Source organism: Bordetella petrii (assembly GCF_017356245.1).
In the GTDB taxonomy this organism is placed as follows: Bacteria; Pseudomonadota; Gammaproteobacteria; order Burkholderiales; family Burkholderiaceae_B; genus Bordetella_A; species Bordetella_A petrii_D.
Genome location: NZ_JAFMZZ010000001.1, coordinates 1114557 through 1131626 on the forward strand (window position 1 = coordinate 1114557; position 17070 = coordinate 1131626).

Sequence of the window (17070 nt, forward strand, 5' to 3'; positions counted from 1 at the left end):
GAATGTAGCCCAGAATCATGGCGCCGCCGTGCCGCCCGCCTGCGCCGCCAGGGTGTCGCGCAAGATCGCCGGGATGACGCCGCCCACCGCGAGCAGCTCGGCGTCGAGCCGGGTCTCGATCGCGGCGCGAGCCGTGAACGCCTGCGTGGCGCCGTTCTTGCGATGGATGCGCACCGGCACTTCGCAGCGCGGCTGGATGGCGTGGGCGGGGGCGTCGATCTCGATGCGGTCGCCCGGCTGCAGCCGCAGGTCTTCGGGGCCCAGGCCGGCGGGCAGCCGCAGCGGCAGGATGCCCATGCCGATCAGGTTGGAGCGGTGGATGCGTTCGAAACTCAAGGCCAGCACCGCGCGGATGTCCAGCAGTCGCTGGCCCTTGGCGGCCCAGTCGCGCGACGAGCCGGTGCCGTAGCGTTCGCCCGCCACCAGCACCACGGCGTCGCCGGCTTCGCGGTAGCGCCGCGCGGCTTCCCAGATGGGCAGCAGCTCGCCCGACGGGGCATGCAGGGTGTGCGCCACTGGCGCGCCGGGGCACAGCAGGTTGACCAGCGTCTTGCTGTGGAAGGCGCCGCGCAGCATGACTTCCCAATTGCCGCGGCGCGAGGCGAACACGTTCAGGTCGTCGCGGTCGTCGCCGCGCTCGACCAGGAAATCGGCCACCAGGCTGTCGCGCGGAATGGCGCTGGCCGGCGAGATGTGGTCGGTGGTGATGTCGTCGCCCACCACCAGCAGCGGATGCGCGGTGTAATGGCCGAGCTGGCTGCCGGCATCCGCCGCGGCAAACGGCGGCCGGCGCAGAATGGTAGAGGCCGGGTCCCAGGGAAATTGCGGCGTCGAAGGCGCGTCCAGCTCCTGCCAGCGCGGGTTGCGCAGCGCGATCTGGAAATCGCGCCGGAAATCGGCGCTGTCCAGGCCGGCGGCCAGGCAGGATTCGACTTCTTCCCGGGTGGGCCAGAGGTCGTGCAGGAACACCGGCTGCCCGTCGCGGGCCGTGCCCACGGGCTCGGCGCCCAGGTCGCGCTCGGCGTCGCCGGCCAGGGCGTAGGCCACTACCAGCGGCGGCGACATCAGGAAGCCCAGATCCAGGTCGGGATGGATGCGCCCGGGAAAGTTGCGATTGCCCGACAGCATGGCCACGGGTCGGATATGGCCGGCCTGCGCGGCGCGCGCAATGACCTCGGGCAGCGGGCCGGAATTGCCGATACAGGTGGTGCAGCCGTAGCCCACGATATCGAAGCCCACCGCGGACAGGTCCGGCGCCAGCCCGGCGCGCTGCAGGTAGCTGGCCGCCGCGGGCGAACCGGGGCCCAGCGAGGTCTTGACCCACGGCGGTACTTTCAGCCCGCGCGCGCGCGCCTTGCGGGCCACCAGCCCGGCGGCCATCAGCAGGGCCGGGTCGGTGGTGTTGGTGCAGCTGGTGATGGCGGCAATGGCCACGGGGTGGCGCGGCAGGCCGGCCTGCGCCCCGGTGGGCTGGAAACCCTGGGCGCGCAGGGCGGCCGGCGCTTCGCGGTAACCGAGCAGGTCTTGCGGCCGGCGCGGGCCCGCGACATGCATGCCGACCTGGTCCAGCGCGACGGATACGGTGCGGGTGTAGCGCGGGCGGGCGGCCGGGTCGAACCACAGGCCGGTGCGCTGCAGGTAGGCGCGCGCCAGTTCGATGGCGGCGGCGCCGCGGCCGGTTTGCCGCAGATAGGCCAGGGTGTGCTCGTCGGCCGGGAAATAGCCCGTGGTGGCGCCGTATTCGGGCGCCATGTTGGCGACCACCGCGCGTTCGCCGGCCGCGAGCGTGGCGACGCCGGGGCCGAAGAATTCGACGAATTCGCCCGACACGCCGATGGCGCGCAGCCGCTGCGTAACGGTCAGGGCCAGGTCGGTGGCCAGCACGCCGGGGCGCAGCGCGCCGGTGAGCTCGACGCCGATCACGTCGGGGATGCGCAGCAGCGTGGGCATGCCGAACATGACGGTCTGCGCTTCCAGGCCGCCCACGCCCCAGCCCAGCACGCCGATGCCGTTGACCATGGGCGTGTGGCTGTCGGTGCCGATCATCATGTCGGGCACGGCCCAGGACTGGCCGTTGCGCTGTTCGACGCACACCACGGTGGCCAGCTGTTCCAGGTTGATGGTGTGCATGATGCCGGTGCCCGGGGGGTTGATGTGCACCCCCCGCAGCGCCTGCGATGCCCAGCGCAGGAAACGGTAGCGTTCCTGGTTGCGGCGGATTTCGTGGCCGATGTTCTGCCGGGCCGCGTCGGGTTGGGCGTAGGCCTCGACCGCCAGCGAGTGGTCGACCGACACGTCGACCGGCAGGCAGGGGTTCAGCAGCGCCGGGTCGACGCCGGCTTCGGCCAGGGCGTCGCGCATGGCGGCGATATCCACCAGGGCGGGCGTGCTGGTGGTGTCGTGCATCAGCACCCGGCCGGGCTGGAAGGCGATTTCGGCTTCGCTGGTGCCGGTGGCCAGCCAGGCGAACAGGGCATCCACGGCCTTGTCGCGTTCTTGCCCCTGCATGTTGCGCAGCGCGTTTTCCAACAGCAGCCGCAGCACCACCGGCAGGCGGGCGTAGTCGGCCCCGAACGGGCCGGGCAGGTCGACGATGGCGTAGGTGCGGCCGCCCGCGGCAAGCGTGGCGGAAGGAATCTGGCTTGGGCGGGAGGCTTGCATGAAAACCATTATTGCATTTTTACTTTATAAAATGCAATATAAAAAAGCACGGCCTCCGGTTGCCTGGTTGGCTGGCAAGACGAAAACCGGGTCCATACCCACCAACAGAAAACAGGAGACTGATATGCCCTTCATCCGATTCTTGCGCCGGCTGACGCCACTGGCCCTGCTGGCCGCCCTGGGCCACGCGCCGCTGGCCGCGGCGCAGGACTACCCCAGCCGCCCCGTCACCATCATCGTGCCCTTCTCGGCCGGCGGCGGCGTGGACGTCATGGCCCGCCTGCTGGCCGAAAAACTGCGCGATACGCTCAAGCAGAGCATCATCGTCGAGAACAAGCCCGGCGCCAGCGGCATGCTGGGGGCGCAGTACGTCACCAAGGCCGAGCCCGACGGCTACACCCTGCTGCTGGGGTCGGCCGGGGAAACCGCCATCAACGCCTACGTGTACAAAGAGCGCATGCTGTACCAGCCCGGCCGCGACCTGGCGCCGGTGTCGCTGGTGACGCGCGTGCCCAACGTGCTGGTGGTGGGGCCGTCGCTGAAGGTCAATGACGTGGCCGGCCTGGTGGCCCGGGCCAAGGCGCATCCGGGCCGGCTGACCTACGCCACCAGCGGCGTGGGCAATCCGCAGCACCTGAACGGCGCGCTGCTGCAATCGATTGCCGGCATCGACATGGTGCATGTGCCGTACAAGGGCGCGGCGGGCCAGCTGGCCGACGTGGCGGGCGGCAATGTGGACATGACTTTTGTCAGCTATGCCGGCGCCAAGGCTTTCATCGAGGCCGGCAAGGTCAAGGCCCTGGCCGTGACCTCGGCCAGGCGCGCCAGCTTTGCGCCCGACATCCCCGCCATTGCCGAAACGCCGGGCCTGGCCGCCTACAGCCTGGAGAACTGGTTCGGCCTGTTCGCCCCGGCCCACACGCCCGAGGCGGTGTTGGACCGCATCAACCAGGCCGTGCGCGGCGCGCTGCAAGACCCCCAGCTGGCGCAGCGCCTGCGCGACCAGGGCGGCGAGCCGGCGCCGATGTCGGTGGCCGAGTTCAAGCAGTTCATCCAACATGAAAGCAAGCAGTACCAGGCGATCGTGACGCAGGCCCACATTTCCGCCGAGAACTGAGGAGGGCCATCATGTACGCCTATGTGGGCTGTCGCAGCACGCGCGCGCGCAACGCGCGCGGCGAAGGCATCCGTGTGTTCAAGGTCGACCCCGGCACGGGCGCCCTGACACCGGTGCAGCTGCTGCGCGGAGAAGAGAACCCGTCTTTCCTGGCGCTGAATGCGCGGGGCGACCGCCTGTACGCGGTGCACGGCGACACCACGCGCGTCAGCGCGCTGGCCGTCGACCGGGCCAGCGGCAGGCTGACGCTGCTGAACACGCGGGACACGCAGGGCAGGAATCCGGTGCACCTGGCCATCGACCCCAGCGGGCAGTACCTGGTCGTATGCAACCATATCGGCGCCAGCCTGGTGGTGCTGCCGATCGCGGCCGACGGTACGCTGATGCCGGTGTCGCAGCACGTGGCGATCAGCGGGCAGACCGGGCCGCACCGCATCGAGCAGACCCAGGCCAAGCCCCATGCCTGCCCGTTTTCGCCCGATGGGCGCCATGTGATCGTGCCCGACAAGGGCCTGGACCGCGTATTCGCGTTTCGCTTCGCCGACGGCCGGCTCGGCCCCGCGCGGCCGGACGGCGTGGCCGCGCGCGAGGGCGCCGGGCCGCGCCATATCGCCTTCCATCCGTCCGCGCGGGCGGCGTATTGCATCAACGAACTGGATTCGAGCGTCACCGCTTACGGCTATGACGCGGCCAGCGGCGCGCTGGCGCCCCGGCAGGTGCTGCCGTCCCTGCCGGACACGTATCCCGGCGACAGCCGCGGCGCCGAGATCCAGGTGGACCGCGGCGGGCGTTATGTGTATGTCTCGAACCGCGGCCACGACAGTATCGCCGCCTTCCGCATCGACCCGGCCAGCGGCCTGCTGGCGTGGGCCGGCGCCTGGCCCAGCGGCGGACGCACGCCGCGCTACATGGCGCTGTCGCCCGATGAGCGCTTCATGTACGCCCTGAACGAAGACAGCGACAGCATCGTGATTCTGAGCGTCGACGCCGCGACGGGCGCGCTGGCGCCCACCGGGCAATCGACGGCCACCGGCAGCCCGGTGTGCATGGTGTTCTCTGCGTGAAGCGGGATGGCCTGGCGGCCGGCGTGTCAGGCGCGCAGTCCGGCGAAGAAGGCCTCGGCGTTTTCCTGCAGGCCTTCGATGTAGTAGCCGCCTTCCTGCACCACCAGCACGGGCACGCCGAAGCCGGCCACGGCGCGGCCGATGCGTTCGAAGCCGGCGCTGCTGACCGCGACCTTGGCCTGCGGGTCGCGCTCGAAGATGTCGAAACCCAGCGCCAGCACCAGCACATCGGGCTGGAACACCTGGATGGCATCGACGGCGATGGCGAGCTTGTCGAAGAACACCGATTCGGGCGAGCCGTGCGGCATGGGCAGGTTCAGGTTGTAGCCGAAGCCCGCGCCCGCGCCTTTTTCATTGTCGTAGCCGGCGACCACGGGGTAGAAGTTCTCCGGGTCGCCGTGGATCGACACGTAATAGACGTCGTCGCGCTCGTAGAAGATTTCCTGGATGCCTTGCCCGTGGTGCATGTCGGTGTCCAGCACCACCACGCGCCCGTATTTGCCGCGCAGGCGCTGCGCGGCGATGGCGCTGTTGTTCAGGTAGCAGAAGCCGCCCGCGGCATCGCGGCGGGCATGGTGGCCGGGCGGGCGGCACAGCGCATAGGCGTGCCGGTCGCCGGCCAGCAGGGCGTCGGCGCCGGCCACGGCCGATTGCGCCGACCAATAGGCTGAATGCCAGGTCGACGGGCCGACCGGGCAGCTGCCGTCGGCCAGGTAGCGCGCCGCCTTGGCCAGCACGCCGCGCAGGGCGTTGGGCTCGCGCACGAAGACGTTGGACACCACTTCGTCGCCCCAGTCTTCGGGCAGCTGCTTCCATTCGTGGTGGGCGGTTTTCAGGAACTGCAGGTAATCGAGCGCATGCACGGCCGTCAGCGGCGCCATGCCCGCATCGGGCGGCTGGCGCACGTCGAACCCCATGTGCTTCACCGCGCCGACCAGGGCGCTGGCGCGATCGGGCACCTCTTGGGGGGTGCGCATCTTGCCGCGCGAGAAATAGGTTTGCGGATGGTGCAGGGCCTGGTCGGGGTGGTAATAGGCTTTCATGGCGGTCCGTAAGGGGGCGTGAACCCGGGCGGCGCCCGGGGCGGCAAGCATCCGGGGCATTGTGCGCCAGATCGGGCCCGGCCCAAAGTACCAATTCGGCGCTGGCGGACCGTACCGCTTGCCCGCCTGTCCCGGCGCGGCCGCGCGGCCCGCGCCGCGTCAGCCGATGCCCAGGTGGCGCGCGAAGGTGGCCGGGTCGGTGTTGGTGCCGCACAGCAGCACGCCGACCCTTTTGCCGGCCAGGTCGGCTTTCAGTTCGCCGACCAGCGCGGCGGTGGCGGTGGCGCAGGCCGGCTCGGTGGCCAGCTTGAGCTGGTCGAACAGCAGGCGCATGGCGCCGCGCAACTCGTCGTCGGACACCTTGACCAGCCGGTCGACATGGCGGCGGCACAGCTCGTAGCTGTACTGCTCGGTGTGCGGCGCCATCAGGCTGTCGGCAATGCTTTGCATGGGGCCCATCTTGACGGGGGCCCCGGTTTCGAAGCTGCGGTGCATGGCGTCGGCGCCTTCCGGTTCCACGCCGATGACCTGGCATTGCGGCGCGAGCAGTTTTACGGCGGTACTGACGCCGGCCATCAGGCCGCCGCCGCCGATCGGCACGATCACGGCGTCGAGCGCGCCGGCCTGTTCCAGCCATTCGTGGCCCAGCGTGGCGGTGCCCAGCACCGTGCGGTAGCCATTGAACGGGTGCACGAAGAAGCGCCCTTCTTCGCTTTCGATGCGGTGCACGGTGTCGAAGGCGGCCTGGCCGTTCTCGGCCAGCACGACTTCGGCGCCGTACTGGCGGCACAGCGCCACGCGCGCCGGGCTGGCGGTCTTGATCATGACGACCTTGGCCGGAATGCCCAGGCGCATGGCGGCGTAGGCCACCGCGACGGCATGGTTGCCCGCCGACACGCAGGTAACGCCGGCCGCGCGCTGCGCATCGTCCAGCGCCAGCAGGTTCGAGAACGCGCCGCGCGCCTTGAACGTGCCGCTGGCCTGCAGCAGTTCGAACTTGAAGTTCACCGCCGTGCCCGGCACCGGTTCGAAGTCGGCCTTTTCGAGCACGGGCGTGGTGCGCACCCACTGCTGCAGCCGGGCGCGCAGATCGGCAATGGCGGACAGGTCGGGAAGCGTGGTGGTGTCTGGTTGGGTCATGAGAATTTCCTTACTTCAGGCCGAGCCGCCTGCGCACGGCAAACAGCGAGGCCAGGCTGACCACGGCCGCGAAAATCAGGTAGAAGCTGGGCGCCAGTTTGTTGCCGCTGGCCGAGATCAGCCAGACAATGATGAAGGGCGCGAAGCCGCCGAAGATGGTCACGGCAATGTTATAGGACAGCGACATGCCGGTGGTGCGCGACTGGGTGGGGAACAGGTCGGTCAGCAGCGCGGGCAGCGCGCCGAAATAGCCCGACAGCAGCAGGCCGATGATGATCTGCACCACGATCATGGTGCCGAAGGTGGGCGAGGCCGCCAGCAGCAGGAACAGCGGGTAGATCAGCACCAGGAACAGCGCGGCCGCCGTCACCATGATGCCGGTGCGGCCATGGCGGTCGGACCAGTGGCCGACCATGGGTGCGAAGATGAACTGCACCACGCCGGTCAGCAGCGTGGCCGCGAAGGCTGCCGCGGGCGGCAGGCCCAGCTGCTTGACCGCGAAGGTGGGCATGTACAGCACCAGGTACGTGGCCACGGTGCCCAGCACCACGGTGCCGATGGCCAGCACCAGGCGCAGCCGGTGGGTGGTGAACGTGTCGCCCAGCGGCGTTTCGGTGCGCTCGGCGGCCAAGAACTCCGGGGTCTCGTCGATGCGGGTGCGGATGTAGTACGCCACCGGCCCGATCACCAGGCCGAAGAAGAACGGAATGCGCCAGCCCCACGATTGCATCTGCTCGGGCGTCAGCCATGCGTTCAGGCCGGCGCCGAATCCCGCCGCCAGCAGCGTGGTCAGGCCCTGGCTGGCCACCTGCCAGCTGGCGAAGAAGCCGCGGCGGTTGGGCGTGTGCTCGGCCAGGAAGGCCGTGGCGCTGCCGAATTCGCCGCCGGCCGAGAAGCCCTGGATCATGCGCGCGGCCACGATGCCGATGGGCGCCCAGATGCCGATGGCGGCGTAGGTGGGCATGACGGCAATCAGCAGCGTGCCCAGCATCATCAGCACGATCGACAGCGTCAGGGTGGCGCGCCGGCCGACCCGGTCGGCGTACACGCCCAGCACCACCGCGCCCAGCGGGCGCATGAAGAACGACACGCCGAAGGTGCCCAGCGTCAGCAGCAGCGAGATGCTGTCGTTGTCGGTGGGAAAGAACAGGCGCGAGATCGTGACGGCAAAAAAGCCGTAGACCACCAGGTCGAACCATTCCAGTGCGTTGCCGATCGAGGCGGCGGCGATGATGCGCCACGCGGGGGGCGACGCTCTGCCGGCGGCCGGGTTGAACGTCGTTGCGGTATTCATGGATGGCTCTCCCTGGGTTTGTGATTATGGTTGTGCAAGACTGTCGATCACGCGCGACAGGAACGCGTGGCACTGCGCCACCTGTTCCAGCGCCACGAATTCATTGGCTTTGTGCGCCTGCTGGATATCGCCCGGGCCGCAGATCACGGCCGGAATGCCGGCCTGCTGGAACTGGCCCGCCTCGGTGCCGTAGGCCACCTTGCGGTGGGCGCTGTCGGCGGTCAGGGCGCGCACCAGCTGCGTAATGGCAGCCTGCTCCGAAGCGTCCAGCGACGGGGCGCTGGCCAGCGAGGTCAGCTCGATGGCCGCGTCGGGGTGTTCGCGGCGCATGCGCGGCAGCAGCGTGTCATGGGCATACGACTGGATGCGCGCATAGAACTGTTCGGGGTCGGCGCCGGGCAGGTTGCGGTGTTCGAATTCGAACTGGCAATGCCCGGGAATGGTGTTGACCGCGATGCCGCCCTGGATGGTGCCGACCTGGGCCGTGCTGAACGGCACGTCGAAGGCGGCGTCGAACGGCCCGGCCGCGCGCATGTGGTCGGCCAGCTCGCGGATATAGCAGATCAGCTGCGCGGCGTACTCGATGGCGTTCAGGCCCTTGGGAGTCAGCGACGAATGCGCGGCATGGCCGCGCACGCAGCAGCGCCACACGTTGATGCCCTTGTGCGCCACGATCACGCGCATCGACGTCGGTTCGCCCACGATGCAGCCTTCGGGCCGCACCCCGCGCGCTTGCAGGTCGGCCAGCATCAGCGGCGCGCCTACGCAGCCTACTTCTTCGTCGTACGACAGGGCGAAGTGGACCGGCTTGGCCAGGGCCGCGCCGGTCATGCGCGGCAGCAGCGACAGCGCGGTGCCGATATAGCCTTTCATGTCGCAGGTGCCGCGGCCGTACAGCCTGCCGTCGCGGACCTGGGGCCGGAACGGGTCGCTGTCCCAGTCCTGGCCGTCGACGGGCACTACGTCGGTGTGGCCCGACAGCACAATGCCGCCCTGCGTGCCGCCGTTCGCGGCCGGCACCGTGGCGTACAGGTTGGCCTTGGCGCCGCTGGCGTCGTGGCTGAGGTGCGATTCGATGCCGGCGCGGCGCAGCTCGTCGCGCACCATTTCGATCAGGCCCAGATTCGAATTGCGGCTGGTGGTGTCGATGCTTACCAGGCGCTGGATCCAGTCGATGGCATCCTGGGGGGCGCTGCTATCAGCGCTTGCCGGCGCGCTCACGCCTGCCCCCCGGCGTGGCTGGCCACGGCTTCGATCTCGACCAGCGCGCCGGGCACCATCAGGTCGGCGCGTACGGTCGAGCGCGCCGGCAGGGCGATGTCGCCGAAGAAGGCGCCATAGGCCGCGTCGAAGGCGGCGAAGTCTTCGACGCGCGCCAGCCAGACCGTGGTCTTGACGATGTCGCGGGCCGTCAGCCCCGCGGCCGAGAGCTGGCGCGCGATGTTTTCCAGGCAGGTGCGGGTCTGCGCCGCCACGTCGTCGCCAACGATGCTGAAGCCCGCGCCGAAGGCCATCTGGCCCGACACGAATACCAGTTCGCCGGCGCGCCGGAACATCGAAAAGTGGGGTTGGCGGCGGGGGGCGGCATCATGCTGCATGAAAGGCTCCAGGCGGGTCAGTGCCGGCCAGCTTAGTCGCCCGCGCAAAGGTGCGCTTATGCGCACGTGTATGCTTTGTTTGCTGAATGGGCGAAATCGCGCGAACCGCGCCTTTTGTACGGGTTTTCCCGTATCTGCCGGCGCGCCTGCGATGCCGGCTTGACGCTGTGCGAAGCGCCCCGCTAACGTTACCGCCACCTATCCGGTCCGCCCGGGCTGCCCTGCCGTGGATAACCTCGTCGTCAATCGCCTGAATGCCTATGTGCCGCACACCTACGAGGTGGTCGGCGTGGACTCCGCCGGATCGGCCTGCTTCATCAGGACGCGGCCGGCAGGCGCCGGCCTGGCGGGCTATCGCGATACGCTGGTGCTGGGCGCGGGCCTGTCGGCCAGCTGGGCCGACATCACCCGGCCGCGCGCCATGGAAGAGCATTACGATTGCAGCGGCGCCCTGAAAATCCACTTGCGCATGGCCGGCCATTCGTCCGTGACCGACGGGCGCGAGCATCCGCATGGCGTCGACGGGCTGTCGTGCAGCGCCCTGCTGCAGCCGTGCGGCGCCCGCAAGATCGAGATCTTCGACGCCGGCGAGCGCGAGCGGTCGGTCACGATTTCCTGCACGCGCGACTACCTGGTGCACGAACTGGGGCTGGACGCCGGCAGCTACGGCGGCGCGCTGGGCCGCTACCTGGACGACGACCCGGGCACCTTCGCGCTGTTCCGGGCGGGCATGACGGCCGCCATGCAGCAGGCCGCGCAATGTTTTTTCGAACCCATCGACGACCGCCACATGCGCCGCCTGCTGCTGCAGGCGCGGGCGCAGGATATCGTGCGGCATTTCTTTGCCTGCATGCGCGCGGGCGTAGCGGCCGGCGAGATCCGGCCGCGCGACCAGGCCATTGCCGAGCGGGCGGCGGCGCGCCTGGCCGACGCGTTCCGCGATCCGCCCAGCGTGCGCGAGCTGGCCCGGCAGGCCGGCGTCAGCGTATCGAAGCTGTCGCGCAGCTTCAAGGCGGTGCATGGCGCCACGCTGTCGGAATACCTGCTGGCGGTAAGAATGCGGCACGCCATGGCGCTGATCCGCGCCGCCCGCCTACCCGTGACGCAGGTGGCCTTCGAGGTGGGCTACGACCACGCGGGCAATTTTTCCACCGCATTCCGCAGGCACTACGGCGTATCGCCGCGCGCCGTTGGCGCTACGCATCGTGGAAGGTCGTGAAATCGTCGACGTCGACGCGGCCGGTGCGGTACTGGTTGGCGGGCTCGGCCTGGTCCTGGTAGCCGATTGAAATGCCGCACACCACCACCTGGTCGGCGGGAATGTCCAGGTGCTGCTTGACGATGTCGGGATAGTTGGCCAGCGCCGCCTGCGGGCAGGTGTCCAGGCCGCAGCCGCGCGCCATCACCATGATGTTCTGCAGGAACATGCCGTAGTCCAGCCAGCTGCCCTTGTCCAGGTCGTTGTCGATGGTGAACAGCAGCACGCACGGAGCGCCGAAGAATTCGAAGTTGCGCGCATGCTGGCGCGCCGAGGCCTGGCGGTCGCCCTTCTGGATGCCCAGCAGGCTGTACAGGCCCCAGCCTGTTTCGCGGCGGCGGTCGATGTACGGGCTGCGCCAGGCCACCGGGTAGTACTGGTATTCACGGCGCTCGGGCTCGCCGCGCGCATGCGCCTGCACCAGCGCCTGCGACAGCGCATCGCGCCGGGCCCCCGTTACCACATGCACCTTCCAGGGCTGGATATTGCTGCCGCTGGGCGCGCGCGCCGCGGCCCGCAGGATGCGGCGGACCAGCTCGGGCGGCACCGGCGTGGGCAGGAAGCCGCGTACGCTCTGGCGCGACACGATGGCTTGTTCGACGGTGTGCAAGGTATCGGTCATGCCGGATTCTCCGTGGGTTCGCTGGCCATCAGCTGGGGGCCGCCATATTTGAACGACCCCTGCGCCGAGGCCAGGATGCGGCCGTCGGGGGTGCAGACGTCGGCGCGCGCGAAATAGATCTTGCGCCCCCGTCCGGTAACGGTGCCGGTGGCGATGACCCGCCCGGCGGTGACCGAGCCGATGAAATTGATGGCCAGCGAAATGGTGACCGCGTTGCCCTGGCTGTCGTCGGTTTGCGGCACCAGGCCCGAATAGCCGCAGGCGGCGTCCAGCAGGGCGCAGACCACGCCCCCTTGCAGCGCGCCCTGGCGGTTCAGGTGCTGCGGGCGCAGGTCCATGCTGAGCACGATCTTGCCGTCGCCCCAGCTTTCGATGACGGCGCCCAGTGAATGCAGGAATGGATTGTGTTCGAAACCGGTCATGAAGGGTTCGTGGTTGGCAGCGTGAATGGCCAGATCATACCGTTGACCGCACGCCCATGTGGGCGGCGGGCGGTGGCGCTACCATAGACCACTCTTCAGACTGGAAATCCGCAGGCGTCAATCATGAGTGCACAGCAATCGCAGTCCCGCAAGACCACCACCGCCATCCGCCAGGCCAAGGGCCCCGGCAAGGTGGTGGCGCTAACGGCGTACACCGCTCCCATGGCGCGCCAGCTCGATCCGCACGCCGACCTGCTGCTGGTCGGCGATTCGCTGGGCATGGTGGTGTATGGCCTGCCCAGCACGCTGGGCGTGACGCTGGACATGATGATCGCGCACGGCGCGGCCGTGGTGCGCGGCTCGGCCCAGGCCTGCGTGGTCGTGGACCTGCCCTTCGGCAGCTACCAGGCGTCGCCCACCCAGGCGTTCGAGTCCGCTGCGCGCGTGCTGGCCGAAACCGGCGCGCAGGCCGTCAAGCTGGAAGGCGGCATCGAAATGGCCGAGACCGTGCAGTTCCTGACGGCGCGCGGTGTGCCGGTGGTCAGCCACATCGGCCTGATGCCGCAGCAGGTCAACACAGTGGGCGGCTACAAGGCGCAGGGCATGCAGGCCGACGGCAGCGACCGCATCCTGCGCGACGCGCAGGCCCTGCAAGACGCCGGCGCATTCGCGCTGGTGGTCGAGTGCACGGCCGAAGCCGTGGGCCGCCGCGTGACCCAGGCCCTGCAGATCCCCGTAATCGGCATCGGCGCGTCGCCGGCCTGCGACGGCCAGATCCTGGTCACCGAAGACATGCTGGGTATGTCGGGCGCCCGGGTGCCGCGCTTCGTGAAGCAGTACGCGCAGCTGGGCGACGAAATCGGGCGCGCGGCGGAACGCTACGCGCAGGATGTGCGGGCGGGGGCGTTCCCGGCGCCCGAGCATTGCTTCGGGATGCAGGCCAAAACCTGACGCCTGGCTTGTTGCCGGAGTCGCCAGGTGTCAGGCTCCCGGAGGGTGCCTGACACCGTACGACTGACACGTACTCATGCGGCGGCCTGCGTTTCGTGCGGGGCCGTGGCACGCATGATGCCGGGGTGTGCATCGGGCAGCGTGGCGGGCCAGTCCTGGTTGTAGTGCGCGCCGCGGCTTTCTTGGCGGTTGATGGCGGCGCGTACGATCAGGGCCGCCACTTGCAGCAGGTTGCGCAGTTCGAGCAGGTCGCGGCTGATGCCGTCGGCCTGCCAGCGCCGCGCCGCCTGGGCTTCCCATTGCGCGATGCGCTGCGCTGCGCGGGCCAGCGACGCGTTGCTGCGCACGATGCCGACATCGTCGCGCATCAGCTGCCGCAGGGCCTGCCGCTCGCGCGCCAGCGACGGGTGCGCCGCGCCGGCGACCGGCGTGTGCGGGGCGGCCATGGCGCCCGCCGCCGCGCCCGTGTGCGCGGCCGGCTCGGCCAGCATGGCCTGCGCCGCGGCGCGGCCCATTACCACGCATTCCAGCAGTGAATTGCTGGCCAGCCGGTTGGCGCCGTGCAGGCCGGTGCAGGCGGTTTCGCCTATCGCGTACAGACCGGGCAGGTCGCTGCGCCCCGCGGTGTCGGCCACCACGCCGCCGCAGGTGTAGTGCGCCGCCGGCACCACCGGAATCGGATCGGCCGCCATGTCGATGCCCAGCGCCAGGCAGCGGGCGTAGATGTTCGGAAAGTGTTCCTGCAGGAAGGCGCGCGGACGGTGGCTGATGTCCAGGTAGACGCATTCCAGGCCGTGGCGCTTGATTTCCGTGTCGATGGCGCGCGCCACCACATCGCGCGGGGCCAGTTCGGCGCGCGCATCGTGCGCGGGCATGAAGCGGGTGCCGTCGGGCAGACGCAGCAGGCCGCCTTCGCCGCGCACGGCTTCGGAAATCAGGAAGGCATCGCCTTGCGGGTGGCACAGGCTGGTGGGATGGAACTGGATGAATTCCAGGTTGGCCACGCGGCAGCCGGCCCGCCAGGCCATGGCGATGCCGTCGCCGGTGGCCGCCGCCGGCGCGGTGGCGTGCGCGTAGACCTGGCCGGCGCCGCCGGTGGCCAATACCACCCGCGGCGCGGCCAGCGTGGCCACCCGGCCGCGCGCGGTGTCCAGCGCGGTCAGGCCCAGGCAGCGGGCGCCCGGCGCGCCGGCAGGCCCGGCCAGCACCAGGTCGACCGCGCAGTGCTGTTCCAGCCAGGTGATGTTCGGATGCCGGCGCGCCTGTGCGGCCAGCGCGGCGACCACCGCGCGGCCGGTGGCGTCGGCCGCGTGCACGATGCGGCGGCGGCCGTGCCCGCCTTCGCGGGTCAGGTGCAGGGCCGGCCGGCCGGGCGCGTCGGTACTGAAAGCCACGCCCTGGGCTTGCAGCCAGCCGATCGCCTGTCCCGCGCCGGCGGCGATGCGCCGCGTGGCGTCGGCATCGCACAGCCCGCCGCCGGCGGCCAAGGTGTCGCGCACATGCTCGTCCACGCTGTCTTGCGGGTCCAGCGCGGCGGCAATGCCGCCCTGCGCCCGATGGCTGGCGCTATGCTCGATGCCGCCTTTGGCCAGCACCGCCACGCGGCAATGCGGCGCCAGCTCCAGGGCCGTGGCCAGCCCGGCCAGGCCGCTGCCCACGATCAGTACGTCGTATGCCATGTCGCCCGCTCCTGTCAGGCCGGGCCGACCCGTTCGTACAGCGCCGTGTCCCGCGCCAGGTCGCCGCTGGCGCGCACGCGCTGCCGGCGCTGTTCGGCGAAGGCCAGCATGCGGTCGATGGGCGCCTTGGCGCGCTGGCCCAGCGCGGGGTCCAGCGTGATTTCGTTGCGGCCGTGTTCCAGCACATCGGCCAGCCCCGCCAGTTCGTTCATGGCCATCCACGGGCAGTGCGCGCAGCTTTTGCAGGTAGCGCTGTTGCCCGCCGTGGGGGCGGCAATGAAATGCTTGCCCGGCGCGGCCGCGCGCATCTTGTGCAAAATGCCCTGGTCGGTGGCCACGATGAACTGCGCGGCGTCGAGCGTGCGCGCGGCGTCGATCAGCTGCGTGGTGGAACCCACCACGTCGGCCTGGGCCAGCACCGCCTGGGGCGATTCCGGATGCGCCAGCACCCTGGCCTGCGGATGTTCGGCGCGCAGCAGTTCGAGTTCGGTGCCCTTGAACTCGTCGTGCACGACGCAGGCGCCCTGCCACAGCAGCATGTCGGCCCCGGTCTGGCGCTGCACATAGCTGCCCAGGTGCCGGTCGGGCGCCCACAGAATGCGCTGGCCGCGTGCGTGCAGGTCGGCCACCACGTCCAGCGCGATCGACGAGGTCACCACCCAGTCGGCACGCGCCTTCACCGCCGCGCTGGTATTGGCGTAGACCACCACGGTGCGGCCGGGGTGGGCGTCGCACCAGGCGGTGAAATCGTCGTCGGGGCAGCCGAGGTCCAGCGAGCAGGTAGCCTGCAGGTCGGGCATCAGAATGCGCTTGGACGGGCTGAGGATCTTGGCGGTTTCGCCCATGAAGCGCACGCCGGCCACCACCAGCGTATCGGCCGGATGGTCGCGGCCGAAGCGGGCCATTTCCAGCGAATCGCCCACGCAGCCGCCGGTGGCCTCGGCCAGTTCCTGCAGGTCGGCGTCGACGTAGTAGTGCGCCACCAGCACCGCGCGCTCGCGCGCCAGCAGTTCGCGGATGCGCCCGGCCAGTTCGGCGCGCTGCGCGGCGGGCAGGGGCTCGGGCACGCGGGCCCAGGCCTGGCCGACGGTGGTGGGGCAGGCTGCCTGGGCCGGCGAGGCTGGCAGGTCGAATTCCACTGGCCGGGTGGCGAGTGTGTGCATGGCAAGGTCTCCGTGGCGGGCCGCCCGGCGGGGCGATCCGCTTATGCTCATATCGAGCATTTATGGGGCAAAAAAAGAGGAACGTCCATTTATGCTACGTCTGAGCATAAATCGATGTCAAGCCTGGACTACCCTGCCCGGGTTGGCGCGGGATGCCGGTCGGCCCATTGCCGCGCCGTGTCGATGAAGTGCTGCGCGGTGGGGGTGGGCACCCCGCGCCAGCCCAGCGCGAAGGGCAGCATGGGCGCGGCGGGGCGCAGCGGCCGGTAGGCCAGGTCCGGCCGGGGCAGGCGGGCCATGCCGGCGGTGACCAGGCCCAGACCGATGCCGGCCGATACCAGGGCCGTCAACGATGTCATGGGCGTGGCTTCCTGCACGATGTCGGGGCTGATACCGGCGTCCTGGAACATCGCGATCACGCGGTCGTAGATGCTGGGGCCCACGCTGCGCGGGGCAATCAGGAAAGGCAGGCCGGCCAGGTCGCGCACCGCGACGGTCTTGCGGCGCGCCAGGGCATGCCCGGCGGGCAGCGCCAGCACCAGGCGTTCGCCGGGCAATGGCGCGGTGGACAAGCCCGGCGTGTATAGCGGCGGATGCAGCACGGCCACGTCGATGGCGTCGGTGGCCAGGGCGTTTTCCAGCGAGGGCGAATTCATTTCGGTCAGTTCGACCCGCACGCCGGGATGCCGCGCGCGGAATTCGCGCACGCAATGGGGAACCATGCCGTACAGCGCCAGCACGGTGAAGCCGATGCGCAGCAGCCCGCTGTCGCCGCGCGCGGCGCGTTGCGCCTGTTCTTTGCCCGCCATGGCCTGGCCGTGCGCGGCGCGCGCGTGCGGCAGCAGCGCCGCGCCGGCCGCGGTCAGGGCCACGCGGCGGCGGTCGCGCACAAACAGCGCGGCGCCGATTTCGGTTTCCAGGTTCTGGATGCGCGCGCTCAGCGCCGGCTGCGTCAGGTGCAGCTGCTGCGCCGCGCGGCGGAAGTTCAGGCCTTCGGCTACCGCGATGAAGCAGGCCAGGGTGCGTGTATCCATCGGACCCGTACGAAGTTGATAAAA

Annotated in this window: 15 protein-coding genes; 4 read left to right on the forward strand and 11 right to left on the reverse strand. The window is 70.0% G+C overall.

Translation table 11 applies throughout. From position 1 onward, the window contains the following. Nucleotides 1-15: 15 nt before the first annotated feature. Nucleotides 16-2661 carry an aconitate hydratase AcnA gene (gene acnA / locus J2P76_RS05415; protein ID WP_207405060.1) on the reverse strand — a complete coding sequence of 882 codons (2646 nt, stop codon included), beginning with the start codon at nucleotides 2659-2661 and terminating at the stop codon, nucleotides 16-18. A 124-nt stretch (nucleotides 2662-2785) separates the two neighbouring features. Between acnA and J2P76_RS05420 the strand changes: the two genes are divergently transcribed. Both J2P76_RS05420 and J2P76_RS05425 read left to right on the forward strand, forming a co-directional pair. Further along, complete coding sequence (locus J2P76_RS05420; RefSeq protein ID WP_207405062.1) at nucleotides 2786-3778, forward strand: Bug family tripartite tricarboxylate transporter substrate binding protein; 993 nt, start codon at nucleotides 2786-2788, stop codon at nucleotides 3776-3778. 11 nt (nucleotides 3779-3789) lie between these two features. After that, nucleotides 3790-4842, forward strand: a complete 1053-nt coding sequence (locus J2P76_RS05425) for a lactonase family protein (RefSeq protein WP_207405064.1) — start codon at nucleotides 3790-3792, stop codon at nucleotides 4840-4842. Nucleotides 4843-4868: 26 nt separating this feature from the next. Here the strand turns inward: J2P76_RS05425 and J2P76_RS05430 are convergent, their stop codons facing one another. From J2P76_RS05430 to J2P76_RS05450, 5 genes are all read right to left on the reverse strand, one after another. Then, on the reverse strand, nucleotides 4869-5885 hold the full coding sequence (locus J2P76_RS05430) for a histone deacetylase family protein (protein WP_207405066.1): 1017 nt from the start codon (nucleotides 5883-5885) through the stop codon (nucleotides 4869-4871). A gap of 159 nt (nucleotides 5886-6044) precedes the next feature. Beyond that, the gene (locus J2P76_RS05435; protein WP_207405068.1) at nucleotides 6045-7025 is read right to left on the reverse strand and encodes a threonine/serine dehydratase; all 981 of its coding nucleotides are present in this window, start codon (nucleotides 7023-7025) and stop codon (nucleotides 6045-6047) included. A gap of 10 nt (nucleotides 7026-7035) precedes the next feature. Next, nucleotides 7036-8319 (reverse strand): MFS transporter, encoded by a 1284-nt coding sequence (locus J2P76_RS05440; protein WP_207405070.1) that lies wholly within the window; start codon nucleotides 8317-8319, stop codon nucleotides 7036-7038. Nucleotides 8320-8343: 24 nt separating this feature from the next. After that, a complete protein-coding gene (gene argE, locus J2P76_RS05445; RefSeq protein ID WP_207405072.1) occupies nucleotides 8344-9540 on the reverse strand; it encodes an acetylornithine deacetylase in 1197 nt (398 codons plus the stop codon). Further along, the gene (locus tag J2P76_RS05450; RefSeq protein WP_207405074.1) at nucleotides 9537-9917 is read right to left on the reverse strand and encodes a RidA family protein; all 381 of its coding nucleotides are present in this window, start codon (nucleotides 9915-9917) and stop codon (nucleotides 9537-9539) included. Before J2P76_RS05450 ends, argE begins: the two co-directional genes overlap by 4 nt. Nucleotides 9918-10143: 226 nt before the next feature. On the opposite strand from J2P76_RS05450, the gene J2P76_RS23795 reads away from it, so the two are divergent. Beyond that, nucleotides 10144-11136 (forward strand): helix-turn-helix domain-containing protein, encoded by a 993-nt coding sequence (locus tag J2P76_RS23795; RefSeq protein WP_207405076.1) that lies wholly within the window; start codon nucleotides 10144-10146, stop codon nucleotides 11134-11136. Here J2P76_RS23795 and J2P76_RS05460 read toward each other — a convergent pair. Continuing rightward, nucleotides 11114-11797, reverse strand: a complete 684-nt coding sequence (locus tag J2P76_RS05460; protein WP_207405078.1) for a nitroreductase — start codon at nucleotides 11795-11797, stop codon at nucleotides 11114-11116. The genes J2P76_RS23795 and J2P76_RS05460 overlap by 23 nt on opposite strands. Continuing rightward, nucleotides 11794-12219 carry a PaaI family thioesterase gene (locus J2P76_RS05465; protein WP_207405080.1) on the reverse strand — a complete coding sequence of 142 codons (426 nt, stop codon included), beginning with the start codon at nucleotides 12217-12219 and terminating at the stop codon, nucleotides 11794-11796. Before J2P76_RS05465 ends, J2P76_RS05460 begins: the two co-directional genes overlap by 4 nt. A gap of 123 nt (nucleotides 12220-12342) precedes the next feature. Here J2P76_RS05465 and panB point away from each other — a divergent pair, with 123 nt between their 5' ends. Then, nucleotides 12343-13170, forward strand: a complete 828-nt coding sequence (panB, locus tag J2P76_RS05470; protein ID WP_207405081.1) for a 3-methyl-2-oxobutanoate hydroxymethyltransferase — start codon at nucleotides 12343-12345, stop codon at nucleotides 13168-13170. Nucleotides 13171-13244: 74 nt separating this feature from the next. Here panB and nadB read toward each other — a convergent pair whose 3' ends face one another. From nadB to J2P76_RS05485, 3 genes are all read right to left on the reverse strand, one after another. Continuing rightward, a complete protein-coding gene (gene nadB, locus J2P76_RS05475; RefSeq protein ID WP_207405083.1) occupies nucleotides 13245-14849 on the reverse strand; it encodes an L-aspartate oxidase in 1605 nt (534 codons plus the stop codon). A gap of 14 nt (nucleotides 14850-14863) precedes the next feature. Beyond that, nucleotides 14864-16012 (reverse strand): quinolinate synthase NadA, encoded by a 1149-nt coding sequence (gene nadA, locus J2P76_RS05480; protein WP_207405085.1) that lies wholly within the window; start codon nucleotides 16010-16012, stop codon nucleotides 14864-14866. Nucleotides 16013-16140: 128 nt separating this feature from the next. After that, the gene (locus tag J2P76_RS05485; protein WP_207405087.1) at nucleotides 16141-17046 is read right to left on the reverse strand and encodes a LysR family transcriptional regulator; all 906 of its coding nucleotides are present in this window, start codon (nucleotides 17044-17046) and stop codon (nucleotides 16141-16143) included. Nucleotides 17047-17070 lie beyond the last annotated feature (24 nt).

Coding starts and splice junctions, on each gene's coding strand:
- acnA (WP_207405060.1), bottom strand. CDS start 2,661: ATGCAAGCCTCCCGCCCAAGCCAGATTCCTTCCGCCACGCTTGCCGCG.
- J2P76_RS05420 (WP_207405062.1), top strand. CDS start 2,786: ATGCCCTTCATCCGATTCTTGCGCCGGCTGACGCCACTGGCCCTGCTG.
- J2P76_RS05425 (WP_207405064.1), top strand. CDS start 3,790: ATGTACGCCTATGTGGGCTGTCGCAGCACGCGCGCGCGCAACGCGCGC.
- J2P76_RS05430 (WP_207405066.1), bottom strand. CDS start 5,885: ATGAAAGCCTATTACCACCCCGACCAGGCCCTGCACCATCCGCAAACC.
- J2P76_RS05435 (WP_207405068.1), bottom strand. CDS start 7,025: ATGACCCAACCAGACACCACCACGCTTCCCGACCTGTCCGCCATTGCC.
- J2P76_RS05440 (WP_207405070.1), bottom strand. CDS start 8,319: ATGAATACCGCAACGACGTTCAACCCGGCCGCCGGCAGAGCGTCGCCC.
- J2P76_RS05450 (WP_207405074.1), bottom strand. CDS start 9,917: ATGCAGCATGATGCCGCCCCCCGCCGCCAACCCCACTTTTCGATGTTC.
- J2P76_RS05460 (WP_207405078.1), bottom strand. CDS start 11,797: ATGACCGATACCTTGCACACCGTCGAACAAGCCATCGTGTCGCGCCAG.
- J2P76_RS05465 (WP_207405080.1), bottom strand. CDS start 12,219: ATGACCGGTTTCGAACACAATCCATTCCTGCATTCACTGGGCGCCGTC.
- panB (WP_207405081.1), top strand. CDS start 12,343: ATGAGTGCACAGCAATCGCAGTCCCGCAAGACCACCACCGCCATCCGC.
- nadB (WP_207405083.1), bottom strand. CDS start 14,849: ATGGCATACGACGTACTGATCGTGGGCAGCGGCCTGGCCGGGCTGGCC.
- nadA (WP_207405085.1), bottom strand. CDS start 16,012: ATGCACACACTCGCCACCCGGCCAGTGGAATTCGACCTGCCAGCCTCG.
- J2P76_RS05485 (WP_207405087.1), bottom strand. CDS start 17,046: ATGGATACACGCACCCTGGCCTGCTTCATCGCGGTAGCCGAAGGCCTG.